Source organism: Streptomyces sp. NPDC052036, from assembly GCF_040680495.1.
In the GTDB taxonomy this organism is placed as follows: domain Bacteria; phylum Actinomycetota; class Actinomycetes; order Streptomycetales; family Streptomycetaceae; genus Streptomyces.
In genome coordinates, this window is the sequence record NZ_JBFAWW010000022.1 from 1 (window position 1) to 15,374 (window position 15,374).

Consider the following 15,374-nt stretch of genomic DNA (forward strand, 5'->3'; position numbering starts at 1 on the left):
GACGGGGGTGGCCACTTCGAGCAGTTGCAGGCGCTGTCGCTCGATGATGTCCTCGCCGGCGCTGAGGGCCGTCTCCATGGAGGCGGGAGGGAGGTCAGCTCTCCTCGTGGGACGCCACCGCACGGCGCGCGTCCGCGTCCAGGACGCCCCAGCTGATCAGCTGCTCGGTCAGCACCGAGGGCGACTGGTCGTAGATCACCGCGAGGGTGCGCAGGTCGTCCTGGCGGATCGACAGCACCTTGCCGTTGTAGTCACCGCGCTGGGACTGGATCGTCGCCGCATACCGCTGCAGCGGGCCCGCCTTCTCGGCCGGCACGCCGGCCAGGCGCTCCAGGTCCAGAACGAGCTTCGGCGGCGGCTCGGCGGCACCGCCCGGAGTGGTGCCGGGCAGCAGTTCCTGAACCGGAACCCCGTAGAAATCCGCCAGCTCGGCGAGGCGCTGCACGGTGACGGCGCGGTCTCCGCGCTCGTACGACCCGACCACGACCGCCTTCCAGCGTCCCTGGGACTTCTCCTCCACACCGTGGAGGGAAAGGCCCTGCTGGGTGCGGATGGCCCGGAGCTTGGCCCCGAGCTGTTTGGCGTATTCGCTGGACATATAGCTCCCCGGACGAAGGCTGGTGACTCACTGTGAGGTTACGCAGCGTGACTCTTCCCCGTCAAGCCGAACGGTCCGCACCGACCCGTCCGTGAGCGGCGACGTGCGGTGACGCCGGACGGGTGACACGCGGACGCCGGGGGGGTGATCGAACGCCCCCGGCGGCCTGGTAGCCTGTATGGCGCAATTCCGACGTCCTTTAAGGTCCGTCCCGTGAGGCGGAGAAGGAGGTCCGTTTCGTATGGACACCCAGCATTCCGATGCGCGACCCGTTCTCGAGGGTCCTGACATCGCGCGGGTACTGACCCGTATCGCCCACGAGATCGTCGAGCGCGCCAAGGGCGCCGAAGACGTGGTGCTCCTCGGCATCCCGACCCGGGGCGTCTTTCTCGCCCGTCGGCTCGCCGTCAAGCTCGAGCAGATCACCGGCCGTACGATCCCGGTCGGCTCCCTCGACATCACCATGTACCGCGACGATCTGCGGTTGCAGCCCCCGCGTGCCCTGGCCCGCACGGAGATCCCCGGGGACGGGCTCGACGACCGGCTCGTCGTGCTCGTCGACGACGTGCTCTTTTCCGGCCGCACCATCCGCGCCGCCCTCGACGCCCTGAACGACATCGGCCGCCCGCGCGCGGTCCAGCTCGCGGTCCTCGTCGACCGCGGCCACCGCGAGCTCCCGATCCGCGCCGACTACGTCGGCAAGAACCTCCCCACGTCGCTGCGGGAGACGGTCAAGGTCCAGCTCACCGAGGAGGACGGTCGGGACACCGTGCTGCTCGGGGTGAAGCAGACCGTGGCGGGCGCACAGCAGTAGCACTCCGGCGTACAGCCCTGCCGTACGTCCGCCAGTGCGTCTCCGCGCGCCCGCGCCTGCCCGAATCCTCCCGATTGATGAACTTCCTTACGGAGCCTGACAGATGCAGCGCCATCTCATCTCGGCCGCCGACCTCACCCGTGACGACGCCGTCCTGATCCTCGACACCGCCGAGGAGATGGCCCGGGTCGCGGACCGGCCGATCAAAAAACTGCCGACCCTGCGCGGCCGCACCGTCGTCAACCTCTTCTTCGAGGACTCCACCCGCACCCGGATCTCCTTCGAGGCCGCCGAGAAGCGGCTGTCCGCGGACGTGATCAACTTCTCCGCCAAGGGATCCAGCGTGTCCAAGGGCGAGTCCCTCAAGGACACCGCCCAGACCCTGGAGGCGATGGGTGTCGACGCCGTCGTCATCCGGCACGGCGCCTCCGGAGCCCCCTACCGCCTGGCCAACTCCGGCTGGATCGACGCCGCCGTGATCAACGCCGGGGACGGCACCCACCAGCACCCCACCCAGGCCCTGCTCGACGCCTTCACCATGCGCCGCCGCCTGGTGGGCCGGGACGCGGGACTGGGCCACGACCTGGCCGGCAAGCGCATCACCATCGTCGGAGACGTGCTGCACAGCCGGGTCGCCCGCTCCAACGTCGACCTGCTGCACACCCTGGGCGCCCAGGTCACCCTGGTCGCCCCGCCCACCCTGCTGCCCGTCGGTGTCGGCTCCTGGCCCTGCGAGATCTCCTACGACCTCGACAGCACGCTGCCCAAGTCGGACGCGGTGATGATGCTGCGCGTCCAGCGCGAGCGCATGAACGCCGCCTTCTTCCCCACCGAGCGCGAGTACGCCCGGCGCTACGGCCTGGACGGCGACCGGATGGCGAGGATGCCCGAACACGCCATCGTCATGCACCCCGGCCCGATGGTCCGCGGCATGGAGATCACCGCCGAGGTCGCCGACTCCGGGCGCTGCACCGCCGTCGAGCAGGTGGCCAACGGTGTCTCGATCCGGATGGCCGTCCTGTACCTGCTGCTCGGCGGGGCTGTATTCGATTCCCGGAACACCTCCGCCCAGCCCGACACCCGTACCGAGGAGAAGTAAGACAGATGAGCAAGATCCTGATCCGTGGTGCGAAGGTGCTCGGCGGTGAGCCGCAGGACGTCCTGATCGACGGCGAGATCATCGAGGCGGTCGGCACGGGACTGTCCGCCGAGGGCGCACAGGTCGTCGAGGCCGACGGCAAGGTGCTGCTGCCGGGCCTCGTCGATCTGCACACCCACCTCCGCGAGCCCGGCCGCGAGGACTCCGAGACCGTCCTGACCGGGACCCGGGCCGCCGCGAGCGGCGGTTACACGGCCGTGTTCGCCATGGCCAACACCTTCCCGGTCGCCGACACCGCCGGCGTCGTCGAGCAGGTGTGGCGCCTCGGCCGGGAACACGGCTACTGCGACGTCCACCCCATCGGTGCCGTCACCGTCGGCCTGGAGGGCAAGAAACTCGCCGAGCTGGGCGCCATGCACGAGTCGGCGGCCGGCGTCACCGTCTTCTCCGACGACGGCAAGTGCGTCGACGACGCGGTGATCATGCGCCGGGCGCTGGAGTACGTGAAGGCCTTCGGCGGGGTGGTCGCCCAGCACGCACAGGAGCCTCGGCTCACCGAGGGCGCACAGATGAACGAGGGCGTCGTGTCCGCGGAACTGGGGCTCGGCGGCTGGCCCGCGGTCGCCGAGGAGTCGATCATCGCCCGGGACGTGCTGCTCGCCGACCACGTCGGCTCGCGCGTGCACATCTGCCATCTGTCGACCGCCGGGTCCGTCGAGATCGTGCGCTGGGCCAAGTCCCGCGGCATCGACGTCACCGCCGAGGTCACCCCGCACCATCTGCTCCTCACCGACGAGCTGGTGCGCAGCTACAACCCGGTCTACAAGGTCAACCCGCCGCTGCGCACCGAGCGCGACGTCATGGCGCTGCGCGAGGCGCTCGCCGACGGCACGATCGACATCGTCGCCACCGACCACGCCCCCCATCCGCACGAGGACAAGGACTGCGAGTGGGCCGCCGCCGCCATGGGCATGGTGGGCCTGGAGACGGCGCTGTCCGTGGTGCAGGAGACGATGGTCGACACCGGGCTGCTCGACTGGGCCGGGGTCGCCGACCGTATGTCCGTCAAGCCCGCGACGATCGGCCGGGCCACGGGCCACGGCCGCCCCGTCTCGGCGGGTGAGCCCGCCAACCTCACCCTCGTCGACACCGCCTACCTTGGGCAGGTGGACCCCGCGGGCTTCGCCTCGCGCAGCCGCAACACCCCGTACGAGGGCCGTGAGCTGCCGGGCCGTGTCACCCACACCTGGCTCCGGGGCAAGGCCACCCTCGTGGACGGGAAGCTCGCGTGACTCTGGACATCCTGCTCGCCGCCGAGAAGAAATCGGCGGAAGTGACCGACTGGTCCGCTCGTATCGGCTGGCTCGTGGGGCTCGCCCTGTTCGTCGCGCTCGTCTACTGGCTGATGCGCGAGGGCTGGAAGTGGCGCGGCACTCTCCAGAGCGACCTGCCGGAGCTGCCCGCCCGCCCGTCGTCCACCGCCACCACCCTCGACGGAGGCGTCACGCCGGCGCAGCCCGGAATGCCCGAGGAGCCCGGCCCGGCGAGACTGAGCATGAGCGGCCGCTACCACGGCTCCACGACCGCCGGACAGTGGCTGGACCGCATCGTGGCCCACGGCCTGGGTACCCGCAGCCTGGTCGAGCTCACGCTGACGGACGCCGGACTCGACGTCGTACGCCCCGGCGCGACCGACTTCTTCGTCCCCGCCGAGCAGCTGCGCGGGGCCCGGCTCGACAAGGGCATCGCGGGCAAGGTGCTCACCGAGGGCGGACTGCTGGTCGTGACCTGGGAGCACGGCGGCAAGCTGCTCGACTCCGGGTTCCGCTCCGACCGCGCGGCCGAGCACAACGACTGGGTCGACGCCCTGAACCACATGATCGACAAGACGGAAGGCGCACGATGACGACCTCCACCAAGGGAGCCGCCAGGACTCCCGCCGTACTCGTCCTGGAGGACGGCCGGATCTTCCGCGGCCGTGCCTACGGGGCCGTGGGGGTGACCTTCGGCGAGGCCGTGTTCTCCACCGGCATGACCGGCTACCAGGAGACCCTCACCGACCCGTCCTACCACCGCCAGGTCGTCGTGATGACCGCCCCCCACATCGGCAACACGGGTGTCAACGACGAGGACCCCGAGTCCCAGCGGATCTGGGTCGCGGGCTACGTGGTGCGCGACCCCGCGCGCGTGCCCTCCAACTGGCGCGCCAAGCGCTCGCTGGACGAGGAGCTGCGCCACCAGGGCGTGGTCGGCATCTGCGGTATCGACACTCGCGCGCTCACCCGCCATCTGCGCGAGCGCGGCGCCATGCGTGTCGGCATCTTCTCCGGCCACGCGCTGCCCGACGAGGGCACGATGCTCGCCGAGGTCCGCCAGGCCCCCGAGATGGTGGGCGCGGACCTCTCCGCCGAGGTCGCCACCGAGGAGGCCTACGTCGTCCCCGCGATCGGCGAGAAGCGGTTCACCGTCGCCGCGATCGACCTCGGCATCAAGGGCATGACCCCGCACCGCATGGCCGAGCGCGGCATCGAGGTGCATGTGCTGCCCGCGACGGCGACCGCCGAGGACGTGTTCGCGGTGAACCCGGACGGCGTGTTCTTCTCCAACGGCCCCGGCGACCCCGCCACCGCCGACCGCCCCGTCGCCGTCATGCAGGCCGTCCTGGAGCGGAGGACGCCCCTGTTCGGGATCTGCTTCGGCAACCAGATCCTCGGCCGTGCGCTCGGCTTCGGCACCTACAAGCTGAAGTACGGCCACCGCGGCATCAACCAGCCGGTGCAGGACCGTACGACCGGCAAGGTCGAGGTCACCGCGCACAACCACGGCTTCGCCGTCGACGCCCCGCTCGACAAGGTGTCCGACACCCCCTACGGCCGCGCCGAGGTCTCCCACGTCTGCCTCAACGACAACGTGGTGGAGGGCCTCCAGCTGCTCGACCAGCCGGCCTTCAGCGTCCAGTACCACCCCGAAGCCGCCGCGGGACCGCACGATGCCGCCTACCTGTTCGACCGCTTCGTATCCCTGATGGAGGGCCAGCGTGCCTAAGCGCACCGATATCCAGTCCGTCCTGGTCATCGGCTCCGGCCCGATCGTCATCGGCCAGGCCGCCGAGTTCGACTACTCCGGCACCCAGGCGTGCCGGGTCCTGAAGTCCGAGGGCCTGCGGGTCATCCTGGTGAACTCGAACCCGGCGACGATCATGACCGACCCGGAGATCGCGGACGCCACCTACGTCGAGCCGATCACCCCGGACTTCGTCGAGAAGATCATCGCCAAGGAGCGCCCCGACGCCCTGCTGCCCACCCTGGGCGGTCAGACGGCCCTCAACACCGCCATCGCGCTGCACGAGAACGGTGTCCTGGACAAGTACGGCGTGGAACTGATCGGCGCCAACGTCGTGGCCATCCACAAGGGCGAGGACCGCGACCAGTTCAAGGAGGTCGTCGAGGCGGTCCGGCAGAAGATCGGGCACGGTGAGTCCGCCCGGTCGGTGATCTGCCACTCCATGGACGAGGTGCTGGCCGGCGTCGAGGAGCTCGGCGGCTACCCGGTCGTCGTCCGCCCCTCCTTCACCATGGGCGGCGCCGGGTCCGGCTTCGCCCACGACGAGGACGAGCTGCGCCGCATCGCGGGCCAGGGCCTCACCCTGTCGCCGACCACCGAGGTGCTCCTGGAGGAGTCCATCCTCGGCTGGAAGGAGTACGAGCTGGAGCTGATGCGCGACAAGAACGACAACGTCGTGGTCGTCTGCTCCATCGAGAACTTCGACCCGATGGGCGTGCACACCGGTGACTCGATCACCGTCGCCCCGGCGATGACCCTGACCGACCGCGAGTACCAGATCCTGCGCGACATCGGCATCGCCGTCATCCGCGAGGTCGGCGTGGACACGGGCGGCTGCAACATCCAGTTCGCGGTGAACCCCGAGGACGGTCGGGTGATCGTCATCGAGATGAACCCGCGCGTCTCGCGCTCGTCCGCCCTCGCCTCCAAGGCCACCGGCTTCCCCATCGCCAAGATCGCCGCCAGGCTCGCCGTCGGCTACACCCTCGACGAGATCCCGAACGACATCACGCAGGAGACCCCGGCCTCCTTCGAGCCGACCCTCGACTACGTGGTCGTCAAGGCGCCACGGTTCGCCTTCGAGAAGTTCCCCTCCGCCGACTCCACGCTCACCACGACCATGAAGTCGGTCGGCGAGGCGATGGCGATCGGCCGCAACTTCACCGAGGCGTTCCAGAAGGCGCTGCGCTCCCTGGAGAGGAAGGGCAGCCAGTTCGCCTTCACGGGCGAGACCGGCGACAAGGCGACCCTGCTGCGCGAGGCCGCCCGCCCCACGGACGGCCGCATCAACACCGTCATGGAGGCGATCCGCGCGGGCGCCACCCAGGAGGAGGTCTTCGAGGCGACCAGGATCGACCCCTGGTTCGTCGACCAGCTCTTCCTCATCAAGGAGCTCGCGGACGAGCTGGCCGCCGCCGAGCGACTGGACGCCGAGCTGCTGGCCGAGGCCAAGCGGCACGGCTTCTCCGACCAGCAGATCGCCGAGATCCGGGGCCTGCGCGAGGACGTCGTGCGCGAGGTCCGGCACGCGCTGGGCGTACGCCCGGTCTACAAGACGGTGGACACCTGCGCCGCCGAGTTCGCCGCGAAGACGCCGTACTTCTACTCCTCCTACGACGAGGAGAGCGAGGTCGCGCCGCGCGAGAAGCCGGCGGTCATCATCCTGGGCTCCGGTCCCAACCGCATCGGCCAGGGCATCGAGTTCGACTACTCCTGCGTCCACGCCTCCTTCGCGCTCAGCGACGCCGGGTACGAGACCGTGATGGTCAACTGCAACCCCGAGACGGTCTCCACGGACTACGACACCTCCGACCGCCTGTACTTCGAGCCGCTGACGCTCGAGGACGTGCTGGAGATCGTCCACGCCGAGCAGCAGGCCGGCCCGGTCGCGGGGGTCGTGGTCCAGCTCGGCGGCCAGACCCCGCTGGGCCTGGCCCAGGCGCTGAAGGACAACGGCGTGCCGATCGTGGGGACCTCGCCCGAGGCGATCCACGCCGCCGAGGACCGCGGCGCGTTCGGGCGCGTGCTCGCCGAGGCCGGGCTGCCGGCCCCCAAGCACGGCACGGCCACCACGTTCGGGGAGGCCAAGGCGATCGCGGACGAGATCGGCTACCCGGTCCTCGTCAGGCCCTCGTACGTCCTCGGCGGACGCGGCATGGAGATCGTCTACGACGAGACCCGGCTCGCGTCGTACATCGCCGAGTCGACCGAGATCAGCCCGTCCCGGCCGGTGCTCGTCGACCGCTTCCTCGACGACGCGATCGAGATCGACGTCGACGCCCTGTACGACGGCGAGGAGCTGTACCTCGGCGGTGTGATGGAGCACATCGAGGAGGCCGGCATCCACTCCGGCGACTCAGCGTGCGCGCTGCCGCCGATCACGCTGGGCGGCTTCGACATCAAGCGGCTGCGCGCCTCCACGGAGGCCATCGCGCGGGGCGTCGGGGTGCGCGGACTGATCAACATCCAGTTCGCGATGGCGGGTGACATCCTCTACGTCCTCGAGGCCAACCCGCGCGCCTCCCGCACCGTTCCCTTCACCTCGAAGGCGACCGCGGTGCCGCTGGCCAAGGCCGCCGCGCGCATCTCGCTGGGCGCCACCGTCGCGCAGCTGCGCGAGGAGGGCCTGCTGCCGAGGAACGGCGACGGCGGCGAGCTGCCGCTGGACGCGCCGATCTCGGTCAAGGAGGCCGTGCTGCCGTGGTCGCGGTTCCGCGACATCCACGGACGGGGCGTGGACACGGTCCTCGGTCCGGAGATGCGCTCCACCGGCGAGGTCATGGGCATCGACTCCGTCTTCGGCACGGCGTACGCCAAGTCGCAGGCGGGCGCCTACGGCCCGCTGCCGACCAAGGGCCGCGCCTTCATCTCGGTCGCCAACCGGGACAAGCGGTCGATGATCTTCCCGGCGCGGGAGCTGGTGGCCCACGGCTTCGAGCTGCTCGCCACCTCCGGCACGGCCGAGGTGCTCAAGCGCAACGGCATCAACGTCACCGTCGTGCGCAAGCAGTCCGAGGGCACCGGCCCGAACGGTGAGAAGACCATCGTCCAGCTCATCCACGACGGCGAGGTCGACCTCATCGTCAACACTCCCTACGGCACCGGTGGCCGCCTCGACGGCTACGAGATCCGCACGGCCGCGGTGGCCCGCTCCGTGCCCTGCCTGACGACGGTCCAGGCGCTCGCCGCCGCCGTCCAGGGCATCGACGCCCTCAACCGCGGAGACGTGAGTGTCCGCTCGCTCCAGGAACACGCGGAACACCTGACCGCGGCCCGCGACTAGCAGCCCTTGAGGGGGACATCGGAAACGGTGTCCCCCTCTTCGTGAGGACACAGGGACATGTACAAGTTTTTCTTCCGGCTGGTTTTCTCCCGGATGGACCCGGAACAGGCCCACCACCTGGCCTTCCGCTGGATCCGCCGCGCCGTGCGCATCCCGGTGCTGCGCACCTTCGCCGCCGCCGTTCTCGCTCCCCGGTACAAGGAGCTGCGCACCGAGGCGTTCGGGCTGCGCATGCACGGCCCGATCGGGCTCGCCGCCGGCTTCGACAAGAACGCCCTCGCTGTCGACGGCATGGCGATGATGGGCTTCGACCACGTCGAGATCGGCACGGTGACCGGGGAACCGCAGCCGGGCAACCCCAAGAAGCGGCTGTTCCGGCTCGTCGGTGACCGGGCACTGATCAACCGCATGGGCTTCAACAACGAGGGCTCGCTCGCCGTAGCCGCCCGCCTGGCCTCCCGTACGCCCGTCTTCCGGACCGTCGTGGGCGTCAACATCGGCAAGACCAAGGTCGTACCCGAGGCGGAGGCCGTCGCGGACTATGTGAAGTCGGCCGAGCGGCTCGCGCCGTACGCCGACTACCTGGTCGTCAACGTCTCCTCGCCGAACACCCCCGGTCTGCGCAATCTGCAGGCCACCGAGGCGCTGCGCCCGCTGCTGAGCGCGGTCCGCGAGGCCGCCGACCGTACGGTCACCACCCGGCGCGTCCCGCTGCTGGTGAAGATCGCCCCGGACCTCGCCGACGAGGACGTCGACGCCGTCGCCGACCTCGCGGTGGAACTGGGCCTGGACGGGATCATCGCCACCAACACCACCATCGCGCGTGAGGGGCTCGGACTGACCTCCGACCCCGCCCTGGTGAAGGAGACCGGCGGACTGTCCGGCGCGCCGCTGAGAACACGCTCTCTGGAGGTGCTGCGCCGCCTGTACGCGCGCGTGGGCGACCGCATCGCCCTGGTGGGCGTGGGCGGCATCGAGAGCGCCGAGGACGCCTGGCAGCGGATTCTGGCCGGTGCCACGCTGGTGCAGGGCTACAGCGCCTTCATCTACGAGGGGCCCTCCTGGGGCCGCGCCCTCCACAAGGGGCTCGCGGCACGTCTGCGCACCAGCCCGTACGCCACCCTCGCCGACGCGGTCGGCGCCGATGTGAGGAAGTCCGCATGACCGCCCACCCGTCACCCGACCACCCCTCCGGGCCGCCGCGACCTTCTGCGGAACCCTTCGGCACGCGTCTGCGCCGTGCCATGGACATGCGGGGCCCGCTGTGCGTCGGCATCGACCCGCACGCCTCGCTGCTGGCCCAGTGGGGCCTGAACGACGATGTGGCCGGTCTGGAGCGGTTCAGCCGCACGGTGGTGGAGGCGATGGCCGAGCGCGTCGCCGTCCTCAAGCCGCAGAGCGCCTTCTTCGAGCGTTTCGGGTCGCGCGGGGTCGCCGTCCTGGAGAAGGCGGTCGAGGAGGCGCGGGCGGCCGGGGCACTGGTCGTCATGGACGCCAAGCGCGGCGACATCGGTTCGACCATGGCCGCGTACGCCGAGTCCTTCCTCCGTGAGGACGCTCCGCTGTTCTCCGACGCGCTGACGGTCTCGCCCTATCTGGGCTACGGCTCGCTCAAGCCGGCCGTGGACCTCGCGCGGGAGAGCGGCACCGGGCTCTTCGTGCTGGCGCTGACCTCGAACCCCGAGGGCGGTGAGGTGCAGCACGCCGTGCGCTCCGACGGCCGGAACGTGGGCGCGACGATGCTCGCCCACCTAGCGGCCGAGAACGCGGGGGAGGAGCCCCTCGGCTCCTTCGGGGCCGTCGTGGGCGCCACGCTCGGCGATCTGTCGTCGTACGACCTCGACATGGGAGGCCCCCTCCTCGCGCCCGGCATCGGCGCCCAGGGAGCCGCCCCGGCCGACCTTCCCCGGGTCTTCGGCAAGGCCGTGCGCAACGTCGTGCCGAACGTGAGCCGGGGAGTGCTGCGGCACGGTCCCGACGTGGTCGCGCTCCGTGACGCCGCGGAACGCTTCGCGGAGGAGATCCGGGTCGCGGTGGCGGCCGGCTAGACCTTCCGGGGTGGTCGCGGGAGCCCTCCGGGACATGCTCGCGGAGCCGCCTGAGTCTGAATACATCCTCAAATCCCGGGCAGTATGTCCGAAAAGTCTGGCTCGACAGAGGCTGACCAGGACTTTTCCGCTGTTCTCGCTGACTCTGGCGGACTTGCCCGCTAGTCTCCGACGAGAGAACGGGCAAGCGTGTTGCTCGTGGCTCCCCAGGTGTGGGGCGACTAGGTTCCTCACCGGTCCGTATCCGACAGTTCGACATCCGAGGTGACGTAGGCGTGGCTCTTCCGCCCCTTACCCCTGAACAGCGCGCAGCCGCGCTCGAAAAGGCCGCCGCGGCTCGCCGGGAGCGGGCCGAGGTCAAGAATCGACTCAAGCACTCCGGCGCCTCCCTGCACGAGGTCATCAAGCAGGGCCAGGAAAACGACGTCATCGGCAAGATGAAGGTCTCCGCCCTCCTCGAGTCCCTGCCGGGCGTGGGCAAGGTCCGCGCCAAGCAGATCATGGAGCGTCTCGGGATCTCCGAGAGCCGCCGTGTGCGTGGCCTCGGTTCCAACCAGATCGCCTCCCTGGAGCGCGAGTTCGGCGGCACCGCCAGCTGAGTCCGGTGCACTCCGGGAATGCTGGAATAATCGCTGCATGAGTGAACGTCCGCGGCTGACCGTGCTCTCCGGCCCCTCGGGGGTCGGCAAGAGCACGGTCGTCGCTCATATGCGCAAGGAACACCCCGAGGTCTGGCTCTCGGTGTCGGCGACGACCCGCAAGCCTCGCCCCGGTGAGCGGCACGGTGTCCACTACTTCTTCGTCACCGACGACGAGATGGACAAGCTGATCGCCAACGGCGAGCTGCTGGAGTGGGCCGAGTTCGCCGGCAACCGCTACGGCACGCCGCGTGCGGCCGTGCTGGAGCATCTGGAGTCCGGCGTGCCGGTGCTGCTGGAGATCGACCTCCAGGGCGCCCGGCAGGTCCGTGAGTCCATGCCGGAGGCGCAGCTCGTGTTCCTGGCTCCGCCCTCCTGGGAGGAGCTGGTGCGCAGGCTCACCGGACGCGGTACGGAGCCGCCCGAGGTGATCGAGCGCCGTCTGGAGGCGGCCAAGATCGAACTGGCGGCCGAGCCCGAGTTCGACGAGACGCTGGTCAACACCTCGGTCGAGGATGTGGCGCGCGAGCTGCTAACCTTGATAAACGTTGTGTGATCAGGGTTGTGTGACCAGGTCTGATCTTTCCCATCTTTCGGAAGGTAGAGCGTGTCCTCTTCCATCACCACGCCCGAGGGCATCATCAACCCGCCGATCGACGAGCTCCTCGAGGCCACCGACTCGAAGTACAGCCTCGTGATCTATGCGGCCAAGCGGGCCCGCCAGATCAACGCGTACTACTCGCAGCTCGGTGAGGGCCTCCTCGAGTACGTCGGTCCCCTCGTCGACACCCACGTCCACGAGAAGCCGCTCTCGATCGCCCTGCGCGAGATCAACGCGGGTCTGCTGACCTCCGAGGCCATCGAGGGCCCGGCGCAGTAGCCAGCAGTGCGGTATGTCATATCGCCATACCGCGACAGGTTTTTTCCACAGGCCCGGCAGCACTCCTGCCGGGCCTGTGGTCTGCTCAAGGGGCAGCGCGGGGAACGCCCTCCGCGGTGAGGCAGCATGGGCATGTACGGATCCGAGTCCGGGGAGAGACGGTGGACAAGCCGAAGGTCGTTCTGGGGATCAGCGGCGGCATCGCCGCCTACAAGGCGTGCGAGCTGCTGCGCAGACTGACCGAGTCCGGGCATGACGTGCGCGTCGTACCGACGGCCTCCGCGCTGCATTTCGTCGGCGCGGCGACCTGGTCGGCGCTCTCCGGCCACCCGGTCTCCACCGAGGTCTGGGACGACGTCCACGAGGTGCCGCACGTCCGCATCGGCCAGCACGCCGATCTGGTCGTCGTGGCCCCCGCGACGGCCGACACGCTCGCCAAGGCGGCCCACGGCCTCGCAGACGACCTGCTGACCAACACCCTCCTCACCGCCCGCTGCCCGGTCGTCTTCGCCCCCGCGATGCACACCGAGATGTGGGAGCACCCGGCCACCCAGGAGAACGTGGCGACGCTGCGCCGCCGCGGCGCCGTCGTCATCGAACCGGCGGTCGGCCGGCTGACCGGCGTCGACACGGGCAAGGGTCGGCTGCCCGACCCGGCCGAGATCTTCGAGGTCTGCCGCCGGGTGCTGGCCCGGGGCGTGACCGAGCCGGACCTCAAGGACCGGCATGTCGTCGTCACCGCCGGCGGCACCCGCGAGCCCCTCGACCCCGTCCGTTTCCTGGGCAACCGCTCCTCCGGCAAGCAGGGCTACGCCCTGGCGCGCACGGCCGCCGCCCGAGGCGCCCGCGTCACCCTGATCGCCGCGAACACGAGTCTGCCCGATCCCGCCGGAGTGGACGTCGTACAGGTGGGCACGGCCGTGCAGCTGCGCGAGGCGGTGCTGAAGGCGGCCGCGGACGCGGACGCCGTGGTCATGGCGGCTGCGGTGGCGGACTTCCGGCCGGCGGTCTACGCCTCCGGGAAGATCAAGAAGAAGGACGGCCAGGATCCGGAGCCCGTCGTCCTGGTGCGGAATCCGGACATCCTCGCCGAGATCTCGGCGGATCGGGGCCGCCCCGGCCAGGTGGTCGTCGGTTTCGCCGCGGAGACGGACGACGTGCTGGTCAACGGCCGCGCCAAGCTGGAGCGCAAGGGATGCGACCTGCTCGTGGTCAACGAGGTGGGGGAGCGCAAGACCTTCGGCGCCGAGGAGAACGAGGCAGTGGTGCTGGGGGCCGACGGCAGCGAGACCCCGGTGCCGTACGGCCCGAAGGAAGCACTCGCCGAGACGGTGTGGGACCTCGTGGCGCCGCGCCTGTCCTGAGCCTGTCCTGAATCCCTCCTTCCTCTGGAGACCCGCTCGGGCCTCGGCACATTCGCGCGTGGCGACCCTGGAAAAGAGCGCGCGGCATTGGGCAGAATGCCCGTGCCGCAGGTCACAGGGCTCCCGAGAGGCGAGACAGGTGGGCCGGTGGTCGAGCGCGACCGATAAACTGTTCTCGGACGACGCCGGGCGCAGCCCCCGTCCCGTCCACCAATGATCAGCCAGCAGCCGCTGCAACCCCAGGGAGCGTTGTGTCCCGTCGCCTGTTCACCTCGGAGTCTGTGACCGAGGGCCACCCCGACAAGATCGCTGACCAGATCAGTGACACCATTCTCGATGCGCTTCTGCGTGAGGACCCGACGTCCCGGGTCGCCGTGGAGACGCTGATCACGACCGGTCTGGTGCACGTGGCCGGCGAGGTCACGACCAAGACGTACGCGGACATCGCGACGCTGGTGCGCAACAAGATCCTCGAGATCGGCTACGACTCGTCGAAGAAGGGCTTCGACGGCGCCTCCTGCGGTGTCTCGGTGTCGATCGGCGCGCAGTCCCCGGACATCGCGCAGGGTGTGGACACGGCCTACGAGTCCCGAGTCGAGGGCGACGACGACGAGCTGGACCGCCAGGGCGCGGGCGACCAGGGCCTGATGTTCGGCTACGCGACGGACGAGACACCGACGCTGATGCCGCTGCCCATCTTCCTGGCGCACCGGCTGTCCAAGCGGCTGTCCGACGTCCGCAAGAACGGCACCATCCCCTACCTGCGTCCGGACGGAAAGACCCAGGTCACCATCGAGTACGACGGTGACAAGGCGGTCCGCCTGGACACGGTGGTCATCTCCTCGCAGCACGCGAGCGACATCGACCTCGAGTCGCTGCTCGCCCCCGACATCCGCGAGTTCGTGGTCGAGCCGGAGCTGAAGGCCCTGCTGGACGAGGGCATCAAGCTGGAGACGGACGGCTACCGCCTGCTGGTCAACCCCACCGGCCGGTTCGAGATCGGCGGTCCGATGGGTGACGCGGGCCTGACCGGCCGGAAGATCATCATCGACACTTACGGCGGCATGGCGCGGCACGGCGGTGGCGCGTTCTCCGGCAAGGACCCGTCCAAGGTGGACCGCTCGGCGGCGTACGCGATGCGCTGGGTCGCCAAGAACGTCGTGGCGGCGGGCCTGGCCTCCCGCTGCGAGGTGCAGGTCGCGTACGCGATCGGCAAGGCCGAGCCGGTCGGTCTGTTCGTGGAGACCTTCGGCACGGCCAAGGTCGACGCCGAGAAGATCGAGCACGCGATCACCAAGGTCTTCGACCTCCGCCCGGCCGCGATCATCCGCGCCCTGGATCTGCTGCGTCCGATCTACGCGCAGACCGCCGCCTACGGCCACTTCGGCCGGGAGCTCCCCGACTTCACCTGGGAGCGCACCGACCGCGTGGAGGCCCTCCGCGAGGCCGCAGGGCTGTAGGCCCTCCCCGCTCCTGCACGAGGCCCGGCGCCCTTCGAGGGAGCCGGGCCTCGGCGTGTCACCGGTGGGCCCGGACGGCGAGCGCGTTCCGAGGCTCGTACGGCGATGTCAGTGGGGTTTGGTAAGA

The 15,374-nt window shown here is 70.0% G+C and carries 14 protein-coding genes; 13 read left to right on the forward strand and 1 reads right to left on the reverse strand.

Annotated elements, in window-relative coordinates; genetic code table 11:
- Positions 1–94 precede the first annotated feature (94 nt).
- Positions 95–598, reverse strand: a complete 504-nt coding sequence (gene bldD, locus AB0L95_RS26940; protein WP_311696017.1) for a transcriptional regulator BldD — start codon at positions 596–598, stop codon at positions 95–97.
- 241 nt (positions 599–839) lie between these two features.
- Here bldD and pyrR point away from each other — a divergent pair, with 241 nt between their 5' ends.
- The 13 genes from pyrR (at position 840) to metK (ending at position 15,247) form a co-directional block, all read left to right on the forward strand.
- Complete coding sequence (gene pyrR / locus AB0L95_RS26945; protein ID WP_365165484.1) at positions 840–1,412, forward strand: bifunctional pyr operon transcriptional regulator/uracil phosphoribosyltransferase PyrR; 573 nt, start codon at positions 840–842, stop codon at positions 1,410–1,412.
- A 103-nt stretch (positions 1,413–1,515) separates the two neighbouring features.
- Positions 1,516–2,511 carry an aspartate carbamoyltransferase catalytic subunit gene (locus AB0L95_RS26950; protein ID WP_365165486.1) on the forward strand — a complete coding sequence of 332 codons (996 nt, stop codon included), beginning with the start codon at positions 1,516–1,518 and terminating at the stop codon, positions 2,509–2,511.
- Positions 2,512–2,516: 5 nt separating this feature from the next.
- Positions 2,517–3,803, forward strand: a complete 1,287-nt coding sequence (locus tag AB0L95_RS26955; protein ID WP_365165488.1) for a dihydroorotase — start codon at positions 2,517–2,519, stop codon at positions 3,801–3,803.
- Positions 3,800–4,417, forward strand: a complete 618-nt coding sequence (locus tag AB0L95_RS26960) for a hypothetical protein (protein WP_365165490.1) — start codon at positions 3,800–3,802, stop codon at positions 4,415–4,417. Before AB0L95_RS26955 ends, AB0L95_RS26960 begins: the two co-directional genes overlap by 4 nt.
- Entirely contained in the window at positions 4,414–5,556 is a 1,143-nt protein-coding gene (carA, locus tag AB0L95_RS26965) for a glutamine-hydrolyzing carbamoyl-phosphate synthase small subunit (RefSeq protein WP_365165492.1), read from the forward strand. Before AB0L95_RS26960 ends, carA begins: the two co-directional genes overlap by 4 nt.
- The gene (gene carB / locus AB0L95_RS26970) at positions 5,549–8,857 is read left to right on the forward strand and encodes a carbamoyl-phosphate synthase large subunit (RefSeq protein WP_365165494.1); all 3,309 of its coding nucleotides are present in this window, start codon (positions 5,549–5,551) and stop codon (positions 8,855–8,857) included. Before carA ends, carB begins: the two co-directional genes overlap by 8 nt.
- Positions 8,858–8,914: 57 nt before the next feature.
- Positions 8,915–10,021, forward strand: coding sequence for a quinone-dependent dihydroorotate dehydrogenase (locus AB0L95_RS26975; protein ID WP_365165496.1), 1,107 nt, complete (start codon positions 8,915–8,917; stop codon positions 10,019–10,021).
- On the forward strand, positions 10,018–10,905 hold the full coding sequence (gene pyrF, locus AB0L95_RS26980) for an orotidine-5'-phosphate decarboxylase (RefSeq protein WP_365165498.1): 888 nt from the start codon (positions 10,018–10,020) through the stop codon (positions 10,903–10,905). The genes AB0L95_RS26975 and pyrF overlap by 4 nt, the downstream gene beginning before the upstream one ends.
- A gap of 275 nt (positions 10,906–11,180) precedes the next feature.
- Complete coding sequence (locus tag AB0L95_RS26985; protein ID WP_103844829.1) at positions 11,181–11,504, forward strand: integration host factor; 324 nt, start codon at positions 11,181–11,183, stop codon at positions 11,502–11,504.
- 37 nt (positions 11,505–11,541) lie between these two features.
- The gene (gmk, locus tag AB0L95_RS26990; protein ID WP_365165501.1) at positions 11,542–12,099 is read left to right on the forward strand and encodes a guanylate kinase; all 558 of its coding nucleotides are present in this window, start codon (positions 11,542–11,544) and stop codon (positions 12,097–12,099) included.
- Between the two features lie 51 nt (positions 12,100–12,150).
- The gene (gene rpoZ / locus AB0L95_RS26995; RefSeq protein WP_003970369.1) at positions 12,151–12,423 is read left to right on the forward strand and encodes a DNA-directed RNA polymerase subunit omega; all 273 of its coding nucleotides are present in this window, start codon (positions 12,151–12,153) and stop codon (positions 12,421–12,423) included.
- 161 nt (positions 12,424–12,584) lie between these two features.
- A complete protein-coding gene (coaBC, locus tag AB0L95_RS27000; protein WP_365165503.1) occupies positions 12,585–13,787 on the forward strand; it encodes a bifunctional phosphopantothenoylcysteine decarboxylase/phosphopantothenate--cysteine ligase CoaBC in 1,203 nt (400 codons plus the stop codon).
- Positions 13,788–14,038: 251 nt separating this feature from the next.
- On the forward strand, positions 14,039–15,247 hold the full coding sequence (gene metK, locus AB0L95_RS27005) for a methionine adenosyltransferase (RefSeq protein WP_365165505.1): 1,209 nt from the start codon (positions 14,039–14,041) through the stop codon (positions 15,245–15,247).
- The last annotated feature ends 127 nt before the right edge of the window (positions 15,248–15,374 follow it).